Origin of the sequence: Mycobacterium sp. (assembly GCF_049608025.1) — a bacterium.
In the GTDB taxonomy this organism is placed as follows: Bacteria; Actinomycetota; Actinomycetes; order Mycobacteriales; family Mycobacteriaceae; genus Mycobacterium.
In genome coordinates this window covers 33,066-56,637 of sequence record NZ_JBMYXC010000009.1, presented here as the reverse complement: position 1 = coordinate 56,637, position 23,572 = coordinate 33,066, and the positions used below count along the sequence as shown (strand labels likewise).

Annotated in this window: 17 protein-coding genes; 11 read left to right on the top strand and 6 right to left on the bottom strand. The window is 65.9% G+C overall.

Features of this window, described 5'->3' with window-relative positions:
* Positions 1–19 precede the first annotated feature (19 nt).
* On the top strand, positions 20–565 hold the full coding sequence (locus ACPGXI_RS05225; RefSeq protein WP_526650509.1) for a DNA-deoxyinosine glycosylase: 546 nt from the start codon (positions 20–22) through the stop codon (positions 563–565).
* Here the strand turns inward: ACPGXI_RS05225 and ACPGXI_RS05220 are convergent.
* On the bottom strand, positions 528–1,928 hold the full coding sequence (locus tag ACPGXI_RS05220) for an amidase (protein WP_526650507.1): 1,401 nt from the start codon (positions 1,926–1,928) through the stop codon (positions 528–530). The genes ACPGXI_RS05225 and ACPGXI_RS05220 overlap by 38 nt on opposite strands.
* Positions 1,929–1,976: 48 nt before the next feature.
* Between ACPGXI_RS05220 and ACPGXI_RS05215 the strand changes: the two genes are divergently transcribed.
* Complete coding sequence (locus ACPGXI_RS05215; protein WP_526650505.1) at positions 1,977–2,414, top strand: HIT family protein; 438 nt, start codon at positions 1,977–1,979, stop codon at positions 2,412–2,414.
* A gap of 4 nt (positions 2,415–2,418) precedes the next feature.
* Positions 2,419–2,877 (top strand): nitroreductase family deazaflavin-dependent oxidoreductase, encoded by a 459-nt coding sequence (locus ACPGXI_RS05210; protein ID WP_526650503.1) that lies wholly within the window; start codon positions 2,419–2,421, stop codon positions 2,875–2,877.
* A 41-nt stretch (positions 2,878–2,918) separates the two neighbouring features.
* Here the strand turns inward: ACPGXI_RS05210 and ACPGXI_RS05205 are convergent, their stop codons facing one another.
* Positions 2,919–3,797 carry a uracil-DNA glycosylase gene (locus tag ACPGXI_RS05205; protein ID WP_526650501.1) on the bottom strand — a complete coding sequence of 293 codons (879 nt, stop codon included), beginning with the start codon at positions 3,795–3,797 and terminating at the stop codon, positions 2,919–2,921.
* Positions 3,798–3,880: 83 nt separating this feature from the next.
* Between ACPGXI_RS05205 and tap the strand changes: the two genes are divergently transcribed.
* The 4 genes from tap to ACPGXI_RS05185 are packed head-to-tail and all read left to right on the top strand — an operon-like array spanning position 3,881 to position 8,439.
* Positions 3,881–5,131 carry a multidrug efflux MFS transporter Tap gene (gene tap, locus ACPGXI_RS05200; RefSeq protein WP_526650499.1) on the top strand — a complete coding sequence of 417 codons (1,251 nt, stop codon included), beginning with the start codon at positions 3,881–3,883 and terminating at the stop codon, positions 5,129–5,131.
* Positions 5,132–5,170: 39 nt separating this feature from the next.
* Positions 5,171–6,514, top strand: a complete 1,344-nt coding sequence (locus tag ACPGXI_RS05195; RefSeq protein WP_526650579.1) for an FAD-binding oxidoreductase — start codon at positions 5,171–5,173, stop codon at positions 6,512–6,514.
* Between the two features lie 45 nt (positions 6,515–6,559).
* Positions 6,560–7,858, top strand: a complete 1,299-nt coding sequence (locus ACPGXI_RS05190) for a cytochrome P450 (protein WP_526650497.1) — start codon at positions 6,560–6,562, stop codon at positions 7,856–7,858.
* Complete coding sequence (locus ACPGXI_RS05185; RefSeq protein ID WP_526650495.1) at positions 7,858–8,439, top strand: TetR/AcrR family transcriptional regulator; 582 nt, start codon at positions 7,858–7,860, stop codon at positions 8,437–8,439. The genes ACPGXI_RS05190 and ACPGXI_RS05185 overlap by 1 nt, the downstream gene beginning before the upstream one ends.
* 88 nt (positions 8,440–8,527) lie before the next feature.
* Here the strand turns inward: ACPGXI_RS05185 and ACPGXI_RS05180 are convergent, their stop codons facing one another.
* Both ACPGXI_RS05180 and ACPGXI_RS05175 read right to left on the bottom strand, forming a co-directional pair.
* A complete protein-coding gene (locus ACPGXI_RS05180; RefSeq protein WP_526650493.1) occupies positions 8,528–9,715 on the bottom strand; it encodes an acyltransferase family protein in 1,188 nt (395 codons plus the stop codon).
* 14 nt (positions 9,716–9,729) lie between these two features.
* Entirely contained in the window at positions 9,730–11,421 is a 1,692-nt protein-coding gene (locus ACPGXI_RS05175) for a DEAD/DEAH box helicase (protein ID WP_526650491.1), read from the bottom strand.
* A gap of 86 nt (positions 11,422–11,507) precedes the next feature.
* Here ACPGXI_RS05175 and ACPGXI_RS05170 point away from each other — a divergent pair, with 86 nt between their 5' ends.
* Positions 11,508–12,098: an LppP/LprE family lipoprotein gene (locus tag ACPGXI_RS05170; protein WP_526650489.1), complete on the top strand. Its 591-nt coding sequence runs from the start codon at positions 11,508–11,510 to the stop codon at positions 12,096–12,098.
* Between the two features lie 150 nt (positions 12,099–12,248).
* Entirely contained in the window at positions 12,249–15,755 is a 3,507-nt protein-coding gene (locus ACPGXI_RS05165; protein WP_526650487.1) for a TM0106 family RecB-like putative nuclease, read from the top strand.
* On the opposite strand, the gene ACPGXI_RS05160 is transcribed toward ACPGXI_RS05165, so the two are convergent.
* Entirely contained in the window at positions 15,721–17,253 is a 1,533-nt protein-coding gene (locus tag ACPGXI_RS05160; RefSeq protein WP_526650577.1) for an MFS transporter, read from the bottom strand. The genes ACPGXI_RS05165 and ACPGXI_RS05160 overlap by 35 nt on opposite strands.
* 64 nt (positions 17,254–17,317) lie before the next feature.
* Positions 17,318–18,520 carry a multidrug effflux MFS transporter gene (locus ACPGXI_RS05155; RefSeq protein ID WP_526650575.1) on the bottom strand — a complete coding sequence of 401 codons (1,203 nt, stop codon included), beginning with the start codon at positions 18,518–18,520 and terminating at the stop codon, positions 17,318–17,320.
* A gap of 221 nt (positions 18,521–18,741) precedes the next feature.
* Here ACPGXI_RS05155 and ACPGXI_RS05150 point away from each other — a divergent pair, with 221 nt between their 5' ends.
* Both ACPGXI_RS05150 and ACPGXI_RS05145 read left to right on the top strand, forming a co-directional pair.
* The gene (locus ACPGXI_RS05150; RefSeq protein ID WP_526650485.1) at positions 18,742–19,494 is read left to right on the top strand and encodes a hypothetical protein; all 753 of its coding nucleotides are present in this window, start codon (positions 18,742–18,744) and stop codon (positions 19,492–19,494) included.
* A 195-nt stretch (positions 19,495–19,689) separates the two neighbouring features.
* Positions 19,690–23,430, top strand: coding sequence for a multifunctional oxoglutarate decarboxylase/oxoglutarate dehydrogenase thiamine pyrophosphate-binding subunit/dihydrolipoyllysine-residue succinyltransferase subunit (locus ACPGXI_RS05145; RefSeq protein ID WP_526650573.1), 3,741 nt, complete (start codon positions 19,690–19,692; stop codon positions 23,428–23,430).
* The last annotated feature ends 142 nt before the right edge of the window (positions 23,431–23,572 follow it).

The following is a 23,572-nucleotide window of genomic DNA, read 5'->3' as shown; positions in this document are numbered from 1 at the left end:
TTTGCGGTAAACACGACCCGTGACTTCTCCGACCCTGCGGGGGTTCCCGCCGATAGTCGCCCGGGGCGCACGCATCCTGATCCTCGGCAATATGCCCAGCGTCGCGTCGCTGCATGCGCGGCAGTACTACGCGCACCCGCGAAACGCCTTCTGGCGCCTCGCCGGTGAGCTATTCGAGTTCGATCCCGCGGCCCCCTACGACAATCGCGTTGCGGCGCTCAACTCCGCCGGAGTCGCCGTGTGGGATGTTCTGCAGTCATGCCGCAGGGTGGGCAGCCTGGATTCGGACGTCGAGCGGGAAAGCATGGTGGCCAACGACTTCGGCGCGTTGTTCGCTGCCCACCCGACGATCAGGCACGTGTGCTTCAACGGTGCGGCTGCGGAGAAGAACTACCGAAGACTGGTCCAGGTAGGTCACGACCTGAGGCACTCCAGGCTCCCGTCGACCAGCCCCGCACACACCGTCGGATTCGAGGACAAGCTGGCCGCGTGGCGTCGCGCCGTGAACAGCCCGGACCCATCACCGACTAAGACACAGCGGGCCGACGCTGCCCCCACGGCCTGACCTGCTCGATCTGCGCAGCCAACGACACCAACGTCTCTTCGTCACACGGCCTGGCCACCATTTGAATCGACGTCGGAATGCCGTTGGCTCCCAGCCCCCACGGCACCACGGCGGCGGGTTGGCCAGTCAGATTGAACATCGCCTGGAACGGAACCCGGGCCGAAACCAGCGCGAGGGTGGCGATCGCGCCGCGCCGTTGATAGGCGCCGATTCGCGACGGCCCGGTCGCGGTTCCCGGCGTGATCACCACGTCGACATCGTCGAAGATCGACAAGATTCGTGCGGTGAGCTCGCCCTCGGCCGCCCGTATCGCCCGCATCCTGCGGTCGGGCACCAGTGCGCCGAGGCGCGCGAAAGAGCGAGTCCGGCGGTCCAGACGCTCAGGGCGCGGGAGCGTCGCGACGTCGTCGTGGACGCCGCGGAAGTAGCGGGGCAGGGCCTGGGCGTACACCGCCGTGGGCGGATAGTCCGGGTCGCGCTCCAACACGTGGTGGCCAAGCTCGCGCAGCAGCGCACCGGCTTCGGAAACCGCACGGCGCTGCGCTCGGCCGACCCAGCCCCGCAAAGGCGGAGGGGCATTGCAACTCAACGCTATTCGGAGGCGCCCAGGTGGTCGTCGCGCTGCACCGACGTACCCGTCCTCCGGTCCCGGCAGCGTCGTCGTCGCGTCCAGGAACATTGCCGCGTCTTCGACGGTGCGCGCCATCGGGCCGTTCACGCTGAGCCCACTCCAGGCGTCCTCGTGCGGCGCCAGTGGAACCCGATCACGTTGGGGTTTGATGCCGAACAGTCCGCACCACGTCGAGGGAATCCGGATTGATCCCATTCCGTCGGAGCCCATCGCCATCGCGGCCAGGCCCGCCGCCACCGCGGCACCGCTGCCACCGCTGCTGCCCCCAGGGGTGAAATCGGTGTTGTAGGGATTTCGGGTCGCTCCGAACGTGACGGTTTCAGTGAAGGGCCAGATCATCATTTCCGGCACGGCCGTCTTTCCGAGAATGACCGCACCCGCCGCGCGCAGACGTTGAACAACTTCAGCATCACGGGTTCGAACCGGCCCGTGTGCCGCGCTTCCATACGTGGTCACCTCGCCGGCGACATCGACATCGTCCTTGATCGCGATCGGTACACCCAGTAGCGGCAACCGCTCCCCGGCATCGAGTCGGTTCTGCGCCTCGGCCGCCTCGCGTCGCGCACTGTCGGCCATCACCACGCGATAGCAACGAAGCAGCGGATCGAGCGAAGCTATGCGGTTGAGGTAGAGGTCGACCAGGGCCGGCGCGGTAATCGCACCCTCCGCCAATTGACGTGCCTGCCGCCCTGCACCGGCAAAAGCGAGTTCTTCGGGGTTCACGTTTCTCATTCTGCGCCGGGCCGCTGCCGAACGTGGTCATTCCACTAGCGTGACGACATGCCCTGTGTGTTCTGCGCCATCGTCGCCGACAAGGCGCCTGCCATCCGGATCTACGAGGACGACGACTACCTCGCCTTTCTCGACATCCGCCCGTTTACCCGAGGCCACACCCTGGTCATCCCCAAGCGTCACACCGTCGACCTGACCGACACACCGCCGGACATCGCCGCAGGTATGACGGTCATCGGCCAGCGGATCGCCCGGGCGGCTCGCGCCTCGGGTCTGCACGCCGACGGCAACAACATCGCCATCAACGACGGCAAGGCGGCGTTTCAGTCCGTCTTCCACATTCATCTGCACGTGGTGCCACGCCGCGCCGGCGACAAATTGTCGTTCGCCAAGGGCGTTTTCCTGCGGCGAGACCCCGACCGGGAGGAATCCGGCCGGATCCTGCGCGAAGCGCTGGCGCGAACGGACAGCCCTGAACGAGACTGAGGACATGACTATCGCAGACTGGGTGGAAGAGAAGGCCGGCTTCCGGCTATTGATGCTGCACGACAAGATTTACAAAGGGACCGGTGGGCGCATCGGCCACCGCATACCACTGCCCGGGATGCCACCGAGCCTGCTCTTGCACACTGTCGGCGCCAAGACCGGCATTCAGCGGACCAACACCCTGTCCTATTTTCCCGATGGCGGCCACTACTACGTGGTCGCCTCCAAAGGAGGCGACCCTAGCGCACCCGGTTGGTATCACAACCTCAAGGCAAACCCGAATATCGAGATCAACATCGGACCAAAGAGATTGGCGGCGACGGCGACGCCGGTGCTGGCCGACGATCCCGCCTACCCACCGCTGTGGCAGATGGTGAACAGGGACAACGGCGACCGATACAACGCCTATCAGAGCAAGACCTCACGAAAGATCCCACTGGTCCGGATCACGCCGAAACCGTAGAAGGCGAATTTGGCGACGTTGGTCACCGTCAGCGTGACCAACTACGCCGAAATCGCAACGGCGGCGGCGAAGACATCGTCCATCATGGCCGGGGTGAGCCGGCCGGTGAACGTGTTCTGTTGGCTGGGGTGATAACACCCGAGCAACTGCACCGGGCCGCCCGGCGTGGTCAGCGCCGCACGGGCGCCGTGGCCGAACTTCGGCGCGGGCGTAGCCACTGACCCGCCCGTCCTCCGGATCATCGCCAGCACTACCTGCCAGGCGAACCCGCCCAGCGCGACGACCGCCTTGACATCGGCTCCGGTCAGCCGCCACTCCGCATCCAGCCACGGTGCGCAGTTGCCACGTTCCTCCGGCGTCGGCGCATTCCCCGGGGGCGCACATCGCACGGCGGCGACTACGCGAACATCGTTGAGCGCCAACCCATCCGCACTGTCGGTGCACATTGCCTGGTTCGCCAGACCGCTGCGATGCAGCGACCCGAACAGAAAATCACCCGAGCGATCGCCGGTGAACACCCGGCCGGTACGGTTGGCGCCGTGCGCGGCCGGGGCCAGCCCGACGACCAGTATCGAGGGACGGGTCGATCCGAACCCCGGTGCCGGCCTACCCCAGTACGGCTCGTCGGAATAGGACCTGCGCTTGATCGCAGCCGTCTCCTCGCGCCACTGCACCAGCCGAGGGCAGGCGCAACACACCGACACCTCGGCATCGACCTGATCGACAGTTCTGGCCAGCGCCGCCAACGTCGACACCTCCGCGGGCGTCGCCGCGACCGTGGTGCCCGACGTCGCCGGATCACCGGGCCAACCGGAGCCCGCACGAACCGGAGAATCGAACCGGCCGCCGATGCGCGGGTGGGGCCGCGGCGAGGGTGGCGGGAGGGACGGCTCATGGCGTGGCGAGCGAGGCGGCGGCACACCTCCACTCTGACCCACGGCAGCCCGCGAAGAAAACCAGTCGTGCGCCCACCAGCGACTTGCTAATGTCGCCGCGATATCCCATGACGCAAGACGGTGCGCCGACGGGCAGGCGCGGCCCGATGCTGTTGGTCCTCTTCGCGGCGCTGATGGCCGGAGCCGGCAATGGAATCTCCATCGTCGCCTTCCCCTGGCTGGTACTTCAGAAGACCGGCTCCGCGCTGGACGCGTCGATCGTGGCGATTGCCGGAACCCTGCCGCTGCTGGCCGCGACATTGATCGCCGGCGCTGCGGTCGACTTTCTCGGGCGTCGGCGGGTATCGATGATTTCCGACGGGCTTTCGGCGCTCTCGGTGGCTGCGGTGCCGGTGCTGGCACTGGTGTTCGGGGCGCACATGATCAACGTGACGGTGCTGGCCGTGTTGGCGGCGCTGGGCGCGCTGTTCGACCCGGCCGGTCTGACGGCCCGCGAGACGATGCTGCCGGAAGCGGCCACCAGGGCCGGCTGGACCCTCGACCATGCCAACAGCGTGTACGAGGCGATCTTCAACCTCGCCTACATCGTCGGGCCCGGCATCGGCGGCCTGCTGATCGCGACGCTGGGCGGGGTCAACACGATGTGGGTCACCGCCGGGGCGTTCGTGTTGTCGATCTGCGCGATCGCCGTGCTGCGCCTCGAAGGCGCCGGTACCCCCGATCCGTCGGTGCGGGCCGGCGGGGTGCGGGCCGGGATCGTCGAGGGCCTGCGGTTCGTGTGGCAGAACCGGGTGCTCCGCACGCTTGCGTTCGTCGACCTGGCGGCAACCGGGCTGTACATGCCGATGGAGAGTGTGCTGTTCCCGAAATACTTCACCGACCGGGACCAGCCGGCGCAACTGGGCTGGGTTCTGATGGCGCTCAGCATCGGCGGGCTGATCGGCGCCCTGAGCTACGCCGTGATGTCGAAGTACATGCGCAGGCGAACGGTCATGCTGATCGCGCTGCTGACGCTCGGCGTGGCCATGACCGTGATCGCGTTTCTACCGCCCCTGCCGATCATCCTCGTGTTGTGTGCGCTCGTGGGCTTCGTCTACGGGCCGATTCAACCGATCTACAACTACGTCATGCAAACCCGCGCGCCGGCGCATCTGCGTGGCCGGGTCGTCGGGGTGATGGGATCACTGGCCTACGCCGCGGGACCGCTTGGGTTGATTCTGGCCGGCCCACTTGCGGATGCAACCGGTCTGCACACCACGTTCCTGGCACTGTCGCTGCCGATGCTTCTACTGGGAGTCGTCGCACTGTTCCTTCCTGCACTGCGTGATCTCGACGAGCCCGCGGAGGTACCGGCCTAGGATTGGGGAGTGCAGTACGCCGCAGACACGCTTGAGAGCCTGATCTCCGCGTTGCCCGACGGGACAGTTGTTACCGACCCCGACATCCTCGAGTCCTACCGCCACGACCGGGCGGCGGATCCCGCTGCGGGCACGCCCTCGGCGGTGGTACGGCCGCGGTCTACCGAACAGGTCCAGGCCGTGCTGAAGTGGGCCAGCGCCCATCGGGTTCCGGTCGTCCCCCGTGGCATGGGTACCGGTTTGTCCGGCGGTGCGACGGCGCTGGACGGCGGCATCGTGCTGAGTACGGAGAAGATGCGCGATATCTCCGTCGACCCGGTGACCCGCACCGCTGTCGCGCAACCGGGCCTGCTCAACGCCGAAGTCAAGAAAGCTGTTGCCGAGTACGGAATGTGGTATCCGCCAGACCCCTCGTCGTTCGAGATCTGCAGCATCGGCGGCAACATCGCCACCAATGCGGGCGGCCTGTGTTGTGTGAAGTACGGCGTCACCACCGACTACGTGCTCGGCCTTCAAGTGGTGCTGGCCGACGGCACCGCGGTGCGCCTGGGCGGACCCCGCCTGAAAGACGTTGCAGGACTGAGCCTGACCAAGCTGTTCGTTGGCAGCGAGGGCACGCTGGGCATTGTCACCGAGGTGACGTTGAAGTTGCTGCCCACCCAGCACCGGGGATGCACGGTCGTCGCGACATTCGACTCAGTGGCAGCCGCCTGTGGCGCTGTGGCCACCGTGACCTCCAAGATCCGACCTTCGATGCTGGAATTCATGGATACCGTGGCAATCAATGCGGTCGAGGACAAGCTCAAGATGGGGCTGGACCGCGATGCCGCGGCGATGATGGTCGCCGCCTCTGACGACCGAGGACCGGCTGGCGCCGAAGACGCCGAGTACATGGCCAGGGTGTTCGCCGAGCATGGTGCAACAGAAGTGTTCTCGACGAATGACGCCGACGAGGGGGAAGCGTTCGTCGCGGCCCGCCGATTCGCGATCCCCGCCGTGGAAGCCAAGGGTTCACTGCTCCTCGAGGATGTCGGTGTTCCGCTGCCCGCGCTTGCCGACCTGGTATCGGGGGTGGAGAAGATCGCCGAGTTGCACAACCTGATGATCTCGGTGATCGCGCACGCCGGCGACGGCAACACTCATCCGCTGATCGTGTACGACCCAGGAGATGCCGCGATGACCGAGCGGGCCAATGCGGCGTTCGGCGAGATCATGGATCTGGCGGTGGGCCTGGGCGGCACGATCACCGGGGAGCACGGCGTCGGCAGGCTGAAGCGACCTTGGCTGGCCGGCTACCTGGGCCCTGAGGCGATGGAACTCAACCGTCGTATCAAGGCCGCACTAGACCCGGACAACATCCTCAACCCGGGTGCGGCGATCTGACGTGGGTTCTTGACACAGAGGCCAACGATGTCGTACTCATGAGACATGACTGCGACTCTGTCTCAGGACACACCGGTACGGTTCGAGTTGGCCAACGCTGACACCTGGGCCGACCCGTGGCCGATGTATCGGGCGCTGCGCGATCACGACCCGGTCCACCATGTGGTTCCCAACGGGAAAGCGGGCCCTACCGAACCCGGGGACGCCGAAGCTGAGGACCCCGAACCTGAGGACCCCGAGCCCGGGGACTACTACGTGCTGTCCCGGCATGCCGACATCTGGGCCGCCGCCCGCGACCATAAGACCTTCTCGTCGGCGCAGGGCCTGACCGTGAACTACGGCGAGTTGGACCTTATCGGGCTGGCCGACAATCCGCCGATGGTCATGCAGGACCCGCCCGTTCACACCGAGTTCCGCAAGCTGGTGTCCCGCGGCTTCACGCCCCGTCAGGTCGAGGCCATCGAGCCCAAGGTCCGCGAGTACGTCATCGAGCGCATCGAGCGCATCAAGGCCAACGGCGGGGGTGACATCGTCGCCGAACTGTTCAAGCCACTGCCCTCGATGGTGGTCGCGCACTACCTCGGCGTTCCCGAAGAGGATCGCGGCCAGTTCGACGGCTGGACCGACGCGATTGTGGCGGCCAGCACTGCCGAGGGCGGGATAGGCGGTGCGCTGGAGACGTTGGGCGATGCGCTCGGCGGCATGATGGCCTACTTCACCGCGCTGATCGAGCGGCGCCGTATTGAACCCGGAGACGACACGGTCTCCCACCTGGTGTCCGCCGGCGTCGGCGCCGACGGCGACATCGCCGGGGTGCTCTCGATTCTGGCGTTCACCTTCACGATGGTCACCGGCGGTAACGACACCACCACCGGCATGTTGGGAGGTACGGTGCAGCTGCTGCACCAACGGCCAGATCAACGGCGGCTGTTGGCAACTCAGCCCGACCTGATCCCCGATGCAGTCGACGAACTGCTGCGGCTGACCTCCCCGGTCCAGATGCTGGGCCGCACCGTGACCCGGGACGTCAGGATCGGCGACGTGACCATCCCCGAAGGCCGCCGGGCGATGCTCCTCTACGGCTCGGGTAACCGAGACGAACGCCAGTACGGTCCCGATGCGGCGCAGCTCGACGTCACCCGCAGGCCCCGCAACATCCTCACGTTCAGCCACGGCGCACACCATTGCCTGGGCGCCGCGGCCGCCCGAATGCAGTCGCGGGTGGCGCTCACCGAGTTGCTCGCCCGGATACCGGAGTTCGAGGTCGACGAGTCCGGAATCGTTTGGGCTGGTGGCAGTTACGTTAGACGACCGTTGTCAGTTCCCTTCGCAGTGACGACGTGATGGCAGGCGACTGGTTGGCGGCAGGCCGTAACGAACTGGCTGCCGACCGCATCCTGGACGCGGCAGGCGAGCTGTTCGGCAAGAAGGATGCAGCGACCGCCGGCATGCACGAGATCGCCTCGGCCGCAGGCTGTTCACGCGCCACCCTATATCGCTACTTCGAGAACCGCGATGCCCTGTACACCGCCTACGTGCATCGCGAGAGCCATCGGCTCTTCCGAGAGATGACCGATCAGCTCGTCTCGGTGGTGGATCCGCGGGAGAGACTGATCCAGGGCATGCTCACCTCGCTCCGAAAGGTTCGTGAAAGCCCGGCCCTGGCCTCCTGGTTTGCCACCACGCAACGTCCGATCGGTGGCGAGATCGCCGAACAATCCCAGGTGATCAGGGCGCTCACCGAGGCGTTCGTGATCTCTCTCGGCGCCGATGAGCCGGCCCTGGTCGAGCGTCGGGCGCGCTGGCTGGTCCGGGTGATGACCTCGCTGCTGGTGTTTCCAGGCAACGACGAAGCCGATGAACGCAGCATGCTCGAAGACTTCGTCGCCCCGACCACGTTGTCGCGAAGTCCAGCCAACCGATAGGTGCGCCCTGGACCTGGTCGCCGAACGTGAAGACATCTGCACGATCGGCGCTGAGCGTGATGATGGCTTCACGTTCGGCGGCTGGAGGCTAGGTCCGAACCCGGGTGAATCGGTGTAGCAACCAGGCCAGCGGGATGGTGACCACCAGTGTCCCCGAGAACAGTAGCCAGGCCGAGCCCGTGTAGATGGGATAGCGCAGAATCTCCACCATCACCAACTCCATGATGATCAGGTGAATCAGGAAGATCTCATAGGAGATCTCACCCAGGAAGACCATGGGGCGACTACCCATCATGCGTATATAAAGACCCTGCCGGTTCCCGCCCGCCGGCCCGGGCCGCTTCCCGCCCACCACCGCGGGCCCGCACAGCGCCAACGGCGCAACGAGCAACGTGGCGATGACGGTGTAGAACGCGACCTTGAACAGGGCCTCGCGTAGCTCGGCGGGCGAGGTCGTGGGCTCTCCGGCGATCGGCGTGGCCACGATCAAGTAGCTCACCATGGCCAACGGGATACAGGCCAGCGCGTAGGCGCGCAGCCCCAACGGCTGCAGCGCCGCCAGCACCATCCCGCCGACGAACCATGCCAGATATCCAGGCAACCACAACCGGCTACCGTCGGGCAGGAAGTCGGTCGTGTGCACCAGGATGAGCCAGGCCGGCGACACCATCGTGAGACCAGCCAGACCGGCGAGCAACAGCCGCGGCCGCCACTGCCGTCGGCACAGCAACACCAGCAGCAGGTATGCCAGCAGCGGCAGCACCGCATAGAACGCCACCTCGACCGCAAGGCTCCACATCTGGGTAAGCCCTTGGTGCAGATAGGAAAACAAGTAGTCGTCGGTGTAGATCTGAGTCAGAGTGAGATTGCGGAACAACCCCTCCCAAGTGTGTCCTGGGTTGGGTCCGGCGGTGCGGAAGTGGTACAGCAGGTAGGCCGCAATCACGGTGACGGCGTAGGCGGGCATGATGCGCCGCACCCGGTGCCACGCGTAGCGGCGCACCGACGGCGGAGGCCTCTCCGAGGCAACGGCTTTCACCCAGGGTGCGAACAACAGGAAGCCGGACAGCACGAAGAAGATCGGCACGCCGATCTCCATCCGCGAGTACACCAACCCGACATAGCCTTGCGGATACTTACCTGTGGTGTACGCGGCGTGGGTCAGCACCACCAACAGTGCCGCGACAGCCCGAATCCCAGTGAGCGAGTCGACCCGTCCACTCGCAGTGACCGACTCAAGGCCACCTTGGGCATCGAGTTCTCTGGGCGCTGTCATCAGGGCCGGGCGCCTCAGTATGACTTTCGGCGCGCCTTAGGCCCGCGGTCGGGTTCGAGATGAATCAGCTGACCCTGGATCCTGGTGTGCTCCAGCGCCTTCAGTGTCTTTTTTGATAGCTTGGCCGGCAATTCCACCAGTGAGTGATCCACCTTGATCGTAATGTGGCCGAAATCGCTGCGATGCAGTCCGCCCTCGTTGGCGATGGCACCCACGATCGCACCCGGAGCAACCTTGTGCCGCTTGCCGACCGCAATGCGGTACGTCGCGAGGTCGCTGCGGACATCGCGGCGCTTGCGCGGCGGCCTATCGTCGCGGCCCGGGCGGTCCGGCCGTGCGCGCCGCTTCTCCGGCGGCGGCTCCGTCATCAGGAACTCCCCCCCGTCGCGACTCTGCAGAGCCAGGGCGGCAGCGATATCGGCCGTCGGCACGTCATGGTCGCGCTCGTAACCCTCGATCAGCTTGCGGAACAACTCGATTTTCGGCGACGCCAAAGCCTCGGTGATGGAGTCGCGGAATTTCTCGACGCGTTGCGCATTGACGTCGTCAACGGACGGCAACTGCCCTTCGATGAGCTTCTGGCGGGTAACCCGCTCGATCGAGTTGAGCAGATGCCGCTCCCGCGGCGTGACGAACAGCAGCGCGGTCCCCGACCGGCCGGCGCGCCCGGTACGTCCGATCCGATGTACGTAGGACTCAGGGTCATGGGGAATGTCGTAGTTCAGCACGTGCGAGATGCGCTCGACGTCGAGCCCGCGCGCTGCCACGTCCGTGGCGATGAGGATGTCGAGCTTGCCCTCTTTGAGTGCGGTGATGGTTCGCTCGCGCACGGCCTGAGGGATGTCGCCATTGATGGCGGCCGCGGAAAAACCTCGGGCGCGCAGCTTCTCGGCGACCTCCTCGGTGGCCTGCTTGGTACGAACGAAGACGATCATCGCTTCGAACGGCTCTACCTCGAGCAGCCGGGTGAGCGCGTCCATCTTTCGTGGCCCCGACACCTGTATGTAGCGCTGCGAAATATTGTCAGCCGTCGCGGTCCTGGATTCGACCTTCACCTGTACCGGGTCGTGCAAGTACTTGGAGGTGATCTTGCGGATCGCCGGCGGCATGGTCGCCGAGAACAGCGCGACCTGCTTGTACTCCGGGGTGCCTTCGAGAATGCGTTCAACGTCCTCGGCGAACCCCATTTGCAGCATCTCGTCAGCCTCGTCGAGAACCAGGTAGTCGAGGTGCGTGAGGTCGAGGCTGCCCTTGTCGAGGTGGTCGATGACCCGGCCCGGAGTACCGACGACCACCTGGGCGCCACGCTTGAGCCCGGCCAACTGGGGACCGTAGGGGGAGCCTCCGTAGATCGGCAGCACGTTCACCCGCAGATGCGCACCGTAGCGGCTGAAAGCCTCGGCGACCTGCAATGCCAGCTCGCGCGTCGGCGCCAGCACCAGCGCTTGGGTGATCCGGCTGGAGGTATCGATCTTCGAGAGGATCGGGATCGCGAAAGCCGCGGTCTTTCCGGTTCCGGTCTGGGCGAGTCCGACAACGTCGGAACCGGCCAGCATCGCCGGAATGGTCGCCTCTTGGATCGGTGAGGGCGTCTCGTATCCGACATCGGCGACGGCCTGCAGCACCGAGTGGTGAATCTGCAGGTCAGCGAAGCTCAGGTCGCCAGCCCGCTCAACAGTGCCGGGCTCCACGTTCGAAGACGTCATCGAGGTCGCAGTCTAGTGCCAGCCGACTGGCTTTCCGCCGCGCGCCTTCCGGCAGGCCGGCAGCGGGGCCGGTACGGTGCGCACTTGTGAGCTGGACGGTGGCGATCGGGACCCGGGTGGGTGTAGTCGCGGGAGTCGCGCTACTGACCATCGCGGTACCGACCACTGTGGGCTGCAGCTCGGGCGACTCGACGGCTTCCAAGACGCCGGAGCCGACCGCAGGTTCGACACAACCGCAGTCCGCGGCGACTCCGACACCATCGACTGGCGGTGCGCCCGGCACGTCAGCGGCCAACGATCCATGCCCGACGAACCTGGCCGCACCCGAGATCGCCGATGCCGTAGCCGCGCTGCCCCGCGACCCGCGCAGCAACCAGGGCTGGAACCCCGAGCCCATCGCCGGTAACTACAACGAGTGTGCGCAGCTGTCGGTGGTGATCATCAAGGCCAATACGAACTCAGAGAACCCCAACACCCGCGCGCTGCTGTTCCACCGGGGCAAGTTCATCCCGACCGGCGTGCCCGACACCTACGGCTTCAACGGCTTGGACAGCGCGGCGACAACCGGCGACACGGTCGCGCTCCAATACTCCAGCGGCGTGGCCGGGCTGGAAAGCGTGGTGAAGTTCCGCTGGAACGGCACCGGTGTGGAACTGATCGGCAACATGGACGGCTGAGTTCGCACGGTTCCTTTTTCGCGACGTTGCATTGCCGTGCGCGGATCGCGACGCCTAGTTACCAGACGTGGAATTACCAGATGTCGGGTTACCCGGTTACGCCCGTTCGCGGCAAACAGAGATGTCGGTGAGCTGACCTACAGTGGCAGCGTGTTCGTAGCAACCGACGCGGGCGAAGAGCGCGTGATCTACAGCGCCTCCGACCTTGCCGCCGCCGCGCGCTGCGAGTATGCGCTGCTGCGCTCATTCGATGCCCGGCTCGGCTGGGGTCCTGGTGTATCAGCCGACGACGAACTTCTTTCCCGCACCGCCGAACTCGGCGATGAGCACGAACAGCGCCATCTCGCCGAGCTACGGCGGCGGCCGCAGTCCGGCGACATCATCGTCATCGGCCGCCCGGACTACACCGTGGCGGGCCTGGCCGCGGCCGCCGATCAGACCTTGCGCGCGGTCGGGCGCAACGCAGCGGTGATCTACCAGGCCGCCATGTTCGACGGCCGATTCGTCGGCTTCGCCGACTTCTTGATCCTGGAGGACTCTCCGAGCGGACCTCGCTACCGGCTGCGTGACACCAAGCTGGCCCGCTCGGTGAAGGTGGAGGCACTACTGCAGTTGGCGGCCTACGCCCAGAGCCTCACCGACGCGGGCGTTCCCGTGGCACCCGAAGTGGACCTCGTTCTGGGCGACGGCACCGCCGTGAGCTACCCCATCGACGAACTGCTTCCGGTGTACCGGCCCCGCCGTGTTGCGTTGGAACGGCTGCTCGACGGGCACCTGACCGGCGGTGCGCCCGCGGACTGGGCGGACGAGAACATCCGCGCCTGCTTTCGCTGCGCTGAATGTGAACAGCAGGTCCGCTCGAGCGATGATCTGTTGCTGGTCGCGGGCATGCGGGTCAGCCAGCGCGCCCGGCTGATCGACTCGGGAATCTCCACCGTGCACGAGTTGGCCGGTCACAGCGGCCCGGTTGCTGACCTGTCGGCCCGCTCGGTCACCGCGCTCACCGCGCAAGCTCGACTGCAGGTCGCCGACCGGGTGGACGGCAAGCCGCCGTTTGACATCGTCGATCCGCAGCCGTTGATGGTGCTGCCCGATGCCGATAAAGGCGATCTGTTCTTCGACTTCGAGGGCGATCCGCTGTGGACGTCCGACGGCCGCGAGTGGGGGCTGGAGTACCTATGGGGGGTGCTGAGCGCCAACGGCGATTTTCACCGGTTCTGGGCTCACGACCGCGCCGAGGAGAGGCAGGCGCTGATCGACTTCCTCACCATGGTGCGCAAGCGGCGCCGGCGGTTTCCCGGCATGCACATCTACCACTACGCCGCCTACGAGAAGAGCACTCTGCTGCGCCTTGCAGCTCGCTACGGCGTCGGTGAGAACGAGGTCGACACTCTGCTGCGTGAGGGCGTGCTTGTGGACCTCTATCCTCTGGTGCGCAAGAGTATTCGAGTCGGCGCCGAGAGCTACAGCATCAAGTCGCTGGAGCCCCTTTACATGGGTCAGGAGCTGCGCAGCGGCGATGTCACCACCGCGACGGCATCGATCACCGAGTACGCCCGATACTGCGGGCTGCGAGCGGCCGGGCATGTCGAGGACGCCGCACGGGTGCTGAAGGAGATCGAGGAATACAACCGCTACGACTGCCGGTCGACGCGTCGGCTGCGCGATTGGATGGTCGCACGCGCCATCGAATCCGGTGTGCCCCCAATGGGCCCCGTTCCGGTGACCGACGACGCTCAGCCAATTGCGGTCGAGGTCGACGCAGTCGAGCGCAAGCTGTGGAAGTTCGCCGGTAACGGAATCGAAGCACGCACCCCGACCCAGACTGCCGTGGCAATGTTCGCGGCGGCCAAGGGTTTTCACAAGCGGGAGGACAAGCCGTTCTGGTGGGGACATTTCGACCGCGTGAACAATCCCGTCGACGAGTGGGCCGACAGTAGCGGCGTCTTCATCTCGGAGGACCACGAGGTCGTCGCGGACTGGCATCAGCCGCCGCGGGCGCGAAAACCGCAGCGGCACGTCCGGTTGTTCGGCGAACTGGCCACTGGGGAACTGACCCGGGAGATGTACGCGCTCTATGCCCCGCCCTCGCCCGAGGGGCTGAGCGACGACCCCAACCGACGAGCATTCGCTTCGGTGACGGTAACCGAATGCGACGACCTCGATGCACCGACGCAAGCGCTGATCATCGAAAAGCAGCCCAAGGGCGGCGACACCTATGCACAGGTGCCGTTCGCCCTCACCCCCTGTCAGCCGTTCAGCACCAAGACCTTGCAGGAGTCCGTCGCCCGGGCCGCCGCCCACGTCGCCGCCGAACTGCCGAGGCTGCCCGCCGATGCTGTGACCGGAATCCTGATGCGCGAAGCGCCGCGCACGAAGAGCGGCCGCCCATTGCCCCGCAGCGAGGCCGCCGACCACGCCGCTGATGACATCACCGCAGCGCTAATGGATCTCGACTCGTCTTACCTAGCGGTGCACGGACCGCCCGGCACCGGCAAGACCTTTACCTCCGCGCAGGTTATCGCCACCCTCGTCAACGCCCACGGCTGGCGTATCGGCGTGGTCGCACAGTCCCACGCCGTCGTGGAAAACCTGTTCGGCGACATCCTCGGCGCCGGTGTCGACAGCGCCCGGGTGGCAAAGAAACTCAATACCGTCACCGCCGGCTGGACCGAGATCGCCAACTCGGACTTCGCCGACTTCATTGCCCGCAATGACGGCTGCGTGATCGGAGGCACAGCATGGGATTTCGCCAATGACAACAAGATTCCCACTGAGAGCCTCGATCTGCTGGTGATCGAGGAGGCCGGCCAATTCAGCCTGGCCAACACCATCGCAGTGTCCCGCGCGGCAAGGAATCTGCTGCTGTTGGGCGATCCACAGCAGTTGCCACAGGTCACCCAGGGCACCCACCCGGAGCCCGTCGACGTTTCCGCTCTAGGTTGGCTGGTCGAAGGGCACAAAACGTTGCCGTCCGAACGCGGGTATTTCCTGGACCGCTCCTACCGCATGCATCCCGACGTGTGCCGGGCGGTGTCGCGGTTGTCCTACGACGGCCGGCTGCGCTCCCATGAATCACTCACCGCCGCACGCCGACTCGACGGTGTCGCGGCAGGCGTCCGAATGCTGGCCGTCGAACATGATGGAAATGCGACAGCGAGCCCCGAAGAGGCCGAGGCGATCGTCGCGGAGATCGCCGCCCTGATGGGCACGATGTGGATCGACGAGCAGGGCCACCGGGCCCTCCAGCAGCACGACGTACTCGTCGTCACCCCATACAACGCTCAGGTTGTTCTCATCCGCCGAAAACTCGACGCGGCGGGGCTCACCGGCGTGCGCGCAGGCACCGTCGACAAGTTCCAGGGTCAGCAGGCGCCGGTGGTGTTCGTGTCGATGACGGCGTCGTCGATCGATGATGTCCCTCACGGAATCGCTTTCCTGCTCAACAGAAACCGGCTCAACGTCGCGGTGAGCCGGGCCCAATACCTGGCGGTGATCGTGCGTTCCAGCCAGCTGACCGACTATCTGCCCGGCACTCCGGATCGACTGGTGGAGTTGGGGGCTTTTCTGGCGCTTGGCGAGCCTGCCGCAACCCATCGAACCCGAGTTCAATCGACTCCGGTTACGACGACTCCGGATCGGCGGACATCCGGTTGAGGTTACTTCGCCACTCCTCTCGCGCTGTCTGGGATTCCACGGCCGCCTCCCGGACGAATCCCGGCATGAACAGTGCGGCGATGACACCGAACAATGCGACGAACGCCGGCAACAGCATGGCTTGCGACATGGCTGCGGCGAACGGGGTGTGCAGGAAGGCGGGCAACTCTGCGACCACTCCCTCGCCACTCGGGGCCGCGGCTACCGCAGCTGGCATCTCTGCGGACAGTCGGGTCACCATGAATGCGGCAATTCCTGCGCTGCCGAGCACCGACCCAACCTGCCGGGTGGTGTTGTAAACCCCGGAGCCCGCGCCTGCCAGCTGCGGGCGAAGGTTTCTGGTTGCGGTGGCTGCCAACGGCGACCAGATGAACGCCATGCCCACCCCGGTAGCCGTCAGCGGCAGCACCAGGCGCCAGATCGGCGTCATCGGCGTCATCTCGATCGACAACCAGGTGAGCCCTATCGCCATCACCGAAAAGCCGAATCCGACGACGGGAGTCGGCTGCGATCGGTCGACAATCCTGCCGACCCATGGCGCCAGCACGCCCGTTGCCACGGCCATCGGCGCAGTCAGCAGGGCCGCCCCGGTCGGCGAGAGGCCGCAGACCGCCTGGGCATAGAACATCAGCGGCAGAAACATCGCGGTGGCGACGAACCCGATGGTCGCGACTCCCAGGTTGGACATGGAGAAGTCACGGTCACCGAAGATGGTCAGCGGTATCAGCGGCTCGCCGGCGGTGACCGATTGCCAGTACAGAAATGCGGCCATGAGCACGGCGCCGATGAGAATGGCCGCCCAAACCCACGGTGCCCAGTCGTTGGCCTGGCCCTCCTGCAGCGCGAAGACGATCAAGAACATGCCGACGCCCGACAGCAACACACCGGGCATGTCGAACCCTTGTTTGTGCGTGGGCAGCGCCGGCACCAGCCAGACCGCAACCGCCAGACCGACGACGCCGACCGGAACATTGACGATGAAGATCCATTGCCAGCCAAGATGCGACACCAGCACCCCGCCTAGAAGCGGGCCCACCAGGGTGGCCACCCCGGCCGTGGCACCCCACGCGCTCATCGCCACACCGCGGCCATGCGCGGGGAAGGTTCTGGTGATCACCGACAGCGTCTGCGGCGTGAGAAGTGCCGCACCAACCCCCTGGACCACCCTGGCTGCGATCAGCATGCCGATGGTTTCAGACAGTCCGCACCACAGAGAGGCCGCCGTGAACACCGCGAGGCCGAGCAGATAGATGTTCTTCGGGCCGTATCTGTCCCCCAGTCGACCGGAGACGAGCAGAGGCACTGCATAGGCCAGGAGGTAGGCGCTGGTCACCCAGATCACCGCGGCGTAGTCGGCGCCCAGGCTGGCCATGATCGCCGGGTTGGCGACCGCGACGATCGTCGCGTCGACGAGGATCATGAAGAAGCCGATGAGCATCGCCCACAACGCATGCCACGGGTTGGCACCGGGAGCACGCCGTGTCACGGTCTCGATCATCGCCACGCTCTCGAACATCGCAGTGACTGCAATCCCAGTCTCGGCAATCCCAGTGTCGGCAATCTCATGTGCGAAGCAACCCGGGGCGATCCGGCCGGGTATAGCTATCGGGACGGCGGTACACCCCGCTCAGCAGCAGGGCCAGCAGCGCGATGATCACACCGGCCGCCATCACCACCGCCATCGCGAATTCGTCGTTCCCGAGCACACCGACGACAGGAGCGACAGCCGCGCCCAGCCCGAACTGGGCGGCGCCCAACAGCGCCGCCGCCGTACCCGCGGCATCGGGATGACGGGTCAGGGCCACCGCCGGAGCGTTCGGAATCACCAGACCCATCGCACCGAGCATCGCCCAGACCGGCAGGATGAAGCCGACCACACCGCCGACGTGTCCGGCCGCCAACCCCACGAACACCACGCCCGACACCGACGCGGCGGCCAGCGCCCACACCATGATCTGCTGGGGAGAGTGCCGCCGCAGCAGCAGCACGTTGGACTGGGTGGAGGCGATCAACGCGACCGCTCCCGCGCCGAACACCAGCGCGAACGCGGTCTGGTCAAGCCCGTAGCGCCCCTGCAGCACAAACGAGGCACCCGCGATGTAGGCGAACAAACCTGACATGGCCAGCGCGGCCGTGAGCACCAGGACGACGAACCGCAGGTCCCGCAACAGTTCCAGGTAGGTCGCGGTGATACCCCGCATCCTCAGCGGACGGCGGTGACTTTCGGGCAATGTCTCGGGAAGCGCGAAGACGGCCATCACCAGCAGCGCCCCAGCCAGCACGACCAGTGCCGCGAAGATCCAACGCCACGACGCCTCGAGCAGTATCGCCGCCCCGAGGGAGGGGGCGAGCACCGGTGCTACGCCGAGTACCAGCATCAGTCTCGACATCACCGTGGCGGCCACCGACTCCGCGAACAGGTCACCGACGACCGCGATGGCCACCACCATCGCCGCCGCTGCGCCGAAGCCCTGCAGGCCGCGAGCAACGCCCAGCACCGCAATGCTCGGAGCGAATGCGCACAGCAGAGAGGCAAGCATGTGCAGCACGATCCCGGCCATCAACGGCGCGCGCCGACCCAGGGAATCCGACAGCGGACCGACGACGAGCTGCCCCAGGGCCAGCCCGGCGAGGGTGCCCGTCAGAGTCAACTGGACCAGCGACGACGACACCGACAGATCCTCGGCGATCTTCGGCAGCGCGGGCAGGTACATGTCGATGGTCAGCGGGCCCAGCGCCACGAGCAGTCCGAGCACCACGATCATCCGGGTTCGACTCGGCTGCCTGACATCCACGACCACGGATACTGCCACGCAGATGGTTAGCGTCGCTTCCCAATTATTTCTTCCCCAGATCGCCGCCAGTGTCCGCGATCACGTTCGGGCACCCGATGTAGGCCTCCGTTCGTTTGACACGCGTTAACCTGAGGACGGCAGTCGCCGGCGGCGCAAGCACAGGCGGCTCAAACTGAAGGAGGGGCCACCCCATGAGTGCCCGGTCGCGTACCAAGAGCCAGTTGCCGGCGGTTAACGACGGCGACGCAAGCATCGCGGCGAAGGTGCTTTCCCAGATCATCGAACGCGGCGCACGCGTCCAAGGTCCGGCGGTCCGTGCCTACGTCGACCGCTTGCGCGAGCACTATCCGGACGCGACGCCTGCCGACATCATCGCCAAATTGGACAAGCACTACATGGCCGCCGTGATGGCCAGCGGCGCGGCTGTCGGTTCGGCGGCGGCGTTCCCCGGCGTCGGCACCCTGGTCGCGATGTCCGCGGTTGCCGGCGAGACCGTGGTGTTCCTCGAGGCGACGGCGGTGTACGTGCTTGCGGTGGCCGAGGTGCACGGCATCCCCGCCGACCATCGCGAGCGGCGTCGCGCGCTGGTGTTGGCGGTGCTCGTCGGCGACGACGGCAAGCACGCCGTGGCCGACCTCCTGGGCCCCGGCCGTACCAGCGGAGCGTGGCTGTCCGAGGGCGCCGCAACCCTGCCACTGCCCGCGGTGTCCCAATTGAACACACGCCTGGTGCGCTACTTCGCCAAGCGCTACACGCTCAAACGCGGCGCCATCGCGTTCGGAAAGCTCCTGCCGGCCGGCATCGGGGCGGTCGTCGGAGGCGTGGGCAACCGGATGATGGGCAAGAAGATCGTCGGCCATGCTCACACCGCCTTCGGCAACCCGCCAACACGGTGGCCGTCGCCGCTGGTGCTGCTGCCCGCGCCGCGACCCCAATTGCCATAAACACGTTGCATGGTCCGGCAAGCCGCAGAAGCGCTAGCCTCTAGAAGGCGGAAATGCGGAACACACCGCACGCCGCGGTTGGATTGGGTGGCCGGCTGCTAAGCGGCAGCACTGGCTCGAAGCGAAGAATTGAGGCGAATAGCAGCCGTGAATTCACCTTCACCATTCGGTCAGAACGAGTGGTTGGTCGAAGAGATGTATCGCAAGTTCCGCGACGATCCCTCCTCGGTCGACTCGAGTTGGCACGAGTTCCTGGTCGACTACTCGCCCGAACCCACCAACGACGCCGCTCCCAGTGATAACGGGAAGCCCGCCGCGAGCCAGACCACAGCCCCCGAACCGGCGGCCGCGCCGCCACCGAAATCGGCCGGCGGCAAAGGCGCCGCCAAGGCGAAGGACGCCGACTCCGGCACCGGAACGGCCAAGGCCGGCAAGCCCACTGCGACGCCCGGCAAGACCCCGCAGAAGTCCGCCCCCGAGAAGGGAGCGACCAAGACGCCTGAGGCACCCGCGAAGGGCAAACCGGCCACCCCGGTCGCTCAGGACGACGAGACCCAGGTGCTGCGCGGCGCCGCGGCGGCGGTGGTGAAGAACATGTCCGCGTCGCTGGACGTACCGACGGCGACCAGCGTGCGCGCCATTCCGGCCAAAGCGATGATCGACAACCGGATCGTCATCAACAACCACCTCAAACGCACCCGGGGCGGCAAGGTTTCGTTCACCCATCTGCTCGGCTACGCGATCGTGCAGGCGGTCAAGAAGTTCCCGAACATGAACCGCCACTTCGCCGAGGTGGAGGGCAAGCCCAACACCGTCACCCCCCCGAGCACCAACCTGGGTTTGGCGATCGACTTGCAGGGCAAGGGGGGTAAGCGGCAGCTCGTCGTCGCGGCGATCAAACACTGCGAGGCCATGCGATTCGACCAGTTCATCGCGGCATACGAGGACATCGTGCGCCGGGCTCGGGAAGGTAAACTGACCGCCGAAGACTTTGCCGGCGTGACGATCTCGTTGACCAACCCCGGCACCATCGGCACCGTGCACTCGGTACCGCGGCTGATGCAGGGACAGGGCGCGATCATCGGCGCCGGCGCCATGGAGTATCCGGCGGAATTCCAGGGCGCGAGCGACGAACGCATCGCCGAACTCGGTGTCGGCAAGCTCATCACACTGACCTCGACCTACGACCACCGCATCATCCAGGGCGCGGAGTCGGGCGACTTCCTGCGCACGATCCACCAGTTGCTGCTCGACGACGAGTTCTGGGACGAGATCTTCCGCGAACTGGGAATCCCCTACGAGCCGGTGCGCTGGCGCATCGACAACCCCGATTCCATCGAGGACAAGAACGCCCGCGTCATCGAGCTCATCGCGGCCTACCGCAGCCGCGGTCACCTGATGGCCGACATCGACCCGCTGCGACTGGACAAGACCCGGTTCCGCAGCCATCCCGATCTCGACGTGAACACCCACGGGCTGACGCTGTGGGACCTGGACCGTGAGTTCAAGGTGAACGGCTTCGGCGGCGCGACCACCAAGAAACTGCGCGACGTGCTCGGCCTGCTGCGGGACGCATACTGCCGCCACGTCGGGGTGGAGTACGCACACATCCTCGAGCCCGAGCAGCAGAAGTGGCTGCAGGATCGCGTAGAGATCAAGCACGAGAAGCCGACTGTTGCCGAGCAGAAGTACATTCTGAGCAAGCTCAACGCGGCCGAGGCCTTCGAGACCTTCCTGGCAACCAAGTACGTTGGACAGAAGCGGTTCTCGCTCGAGGGAGCCGAGACCGTCATTCCGATGATGGACGCCGGGATAGACCAGGCCGCCGAACACGGCCTCGACGAGGTCGTCGTCGGTATGCCGCACCGGGGTCGACTCAACGTGCTGGCCAACATCGTGGGCAAGCCGTATTCGCAGATCTTCACCGAGTTCGAAGGCAACCTGAACCCGTCGGAGGCGCACGGCTCGGGTGACGTCAAGTACCACCTCGGCGCCACCGGCAATTACATCCAGATGTTCGGTGAGAACGACATCACCGTGTCGCTGGTCGCCAATCCGAGCCACCTCGAGGCGGTGGACCCGGTACTCGAGGGTCTGGTTCGCGCCAAGCAGGACATGCTGGCCGGCGAAAAGGACGCCGACGGATCCGCGGTTTTTTCCGTCATGCCGATGATGCTGCACGGCGATGCAGCTTTCGCCGGGCAGGGTGTGGTCGCCGAGACACTGAACCTGGCGCTACTGCGCGGGTACCGCACCGGCGGAACCATCCACATCGTCGTCAACAACCAGATCGGTTTCACCACCTCGCCCAATGACTCCCGATCCTCGGAGTACTGCACCGACGTCGCCAAGATGATCGGAGCGCCGATCTTCCATGTCAACGGTGACGACCCCGAGGCCGCGGTATGGGTGACCCAGCTGGCCGTCGACTTCCGGCAGCAGTTCAAGAAAGACGTCGTCATCGACATGCTGTGCTACCGGCGGCGCGGCCACAACGAGGGCGACGACCCGTCGATGACACAGCCCATCATGTACGACGCCATCGACGTCAAACGTGGCGTACGAAAGACCTACACCGAGTCACTGATCGGCCGCGGCGACATCTCGATGAAAGAAGCCGAGGACGCGCTGCGCGACTATCAGGGCCAGCTTGAGCAGGTCTTCAACGAGGTTCGCGAACTCGAGAAACACGCTGCCGCGCCGAGCGAGTCGGTGGAGGCCGACCAGATGGTTCCGGCCGGAATGAGCACTGCGGTGGAAAAAACACTGCTGGGCCGTATCGGTGACGCTCACCTGGCCTATGACGAGGAATTCAACGTCCATACCCGGGTGAAACCGGTGCTGGAGCGGCGCCGGGAAATGGCCTATGAAGGCAAGGTTGACTGGGCCTTCGCCGAGTTGCTGGCGCTGGGGTCCTTCCTGGCCGAAGGCAAGACCATCCGGTTCACCGGGCAGGACGTCCGGCGCGGCACGTTCACCCAACGCCACGCGGTGATCATCGACCGCAAGACCGGTAGGGAGTTCACCCCGCTGGAACTGTTGACGGTCGACACCGATGGCAACCCGACCGGCGGGAAGTTCATGGTCTACGACTCCGCACTGTCGGAGTTCGCCGCGGTGGGATTCGAATACGGCTACTCGGTAGGGAATTCCGGCGCTCTGGTGTTGTGGGAGGCTCAGTTCGGCGATTTCGTCAACGGAGCGCAGTCCATCATCGACGAGTTCATCAGCTCGGGGGAGGCCAAGTGGGGCCAGCTCTCCGATGTGGTGCTGCTGCTGCCGCACGGCCACGAGGGGCAGGGACCCGACCACACCTCCGGTCGAATCGAGCGGTTCCTGCTGTTGTGGGCCGAGGGCTCGATGACCATCGCGGTGCCATCGACACCGGCGAACTACTTCCATCTGCTGCGCCGGCACGGACTCGACGGAATCCGGCGACCGTTGATCGTCTTCACTCCGAAGTCGATGCTGCGCAACAAGGCGGCCGTCAGCGATCTCAAGGAGTTCACCGAAGCGAAGTTCCGGTCGGTGCTCGAGGAGCCCACCTACACCGAAGGCACCGGTGACCGCGGCAAGGCCAAGCGTGTCCTGCTGACCTGCGGCAAGCTGTACTACGAGCTGGCGGGCCGGAAGAAGAAGGACGAGCGCGAGGACGTGGCAATCGTCCGCATCGAGCAGCTGGCTCCGCTGCCGCGGCGCCGGCTGGCCGAGACGCTGGCACAGTACCCCAACGCCGACGAGTACTTCTGGGTCCAGGAAGAGCCGGCGAACCAGGGGGCGTGGCCGACGCTGGGATTGACGCTGCCCGCGGTGTTGCCCGAGAAGCTCGCCCGCATCAAGCGCATCTCCCGGCGGGCGATGTCGGCGCCCTCCTCGGGGTCATCGAAGGTGCACGCCGTCGAGCAGCAGGAGATCATCGATACCGCGTTCGGGTGAGCCCCTTTTCCCCGCGAGCGCGCGTGTCGGGTGAGCCCCTTTTCCCCGCGAGCGCGCGTGTCGGTACGCCGACGCGCCGCTGAGCGCGGCATTTTGCGCGCGCTCACGGGGATCGAGGGAGCTCACGGGGATCGAGGGAGCT

Excerpts from the sequence above, each read along its gene's own strand:
- ACPGXI_RS05220 (WP_526650507.1), bottom strand. The coding sequence starts at position 1,928 with ATGAGAAACGTGAACCCCGAAGAACTCGCTTTTGCCGGTGCAGGGCGG.
- ACPGXI_RS05215 (WP_526650505.1), top strand. The coding sequence starts at position 1,977 with ATGCCCTGTGTGTTCTGCGCCATCGTCGCCGACAAGGCGCCTGCCATC.
- ACPGXI_RS05210 (WP_526650503.1), top strand. The coding sequence starts at position 2,419 with ATGACTATCGCAGACTGGGTGGAAGAGAAGGCCGGCTTCCGGCTATTG.
- tap (WP_526650499.1), top strand. The coding sequence starts at position 3,881 with ATGACGCAAGACGGTGCGCCGACGGGCAGGCGCGGCCCGATGCTGTTG.
- ACPGXI_RS05190 (WP_526650497.1), top strand. The coding sequence starts at position 6,560 with ATGACTGCGACTCTGTCTCAGGACACACCGGTACGGTTCGAGTTGGCC.
- ACPGXI_RS05185 (WP_526650495.1), top strand. The coding sequence starts at position 7,858 with ATGGCAGGCGACTGGTTGGCGGCAGGCCGTAACGAACTGGCTGCCGAC.
- ACPGXI_RS05180 (WP_526650493.1), bottom strand. The coding sequence starts at position 9,715 with ATGACAGCGCCCAGAGAACTCGATGCCCAAGGTGGCCTTGAGTCGGTC.
- ACPGXI_RS05175 (WP_526650491.1), bottom strand. The coding sequence starts at position 11,421 with ATGACGTCTTCGAACGTGGAGCCCGGCACTGTTGAGCGGGCTGGCGAC.
- ACPGXI_RS05160 (WP_526650577.1), bottom strand. The coding sequence starts at position 17,253 with ATGATCGAGACCGTGACACGGCGTGCTCCCGGTGCCAACCCGTGGCAT.
- ACPGXI_RS05155 (WP_526650575.1), bottom strand. The coding sequence starts at position 18,520 with ATGATCGTGGTGCTCGGACTGCTCGTGGCGCTGGGCCCGCTGACCATC.
- ACPGXI_RS05150 (WP_526650485.1), top strand. The coding sequence starts at position 18,742 with ATGAGTGCCCGGTCGCGTACCAAGAGCCAGTTGCCGGCGGTTAACGAC.
- ACPGXI_RS05145 (WP_526650573.1), top strand. The coding sequence starts at position 19,690 with ATGTATCGCAAGTTCCGCGACGATCCCTCCTCGGTCGACTCGAGTTGG.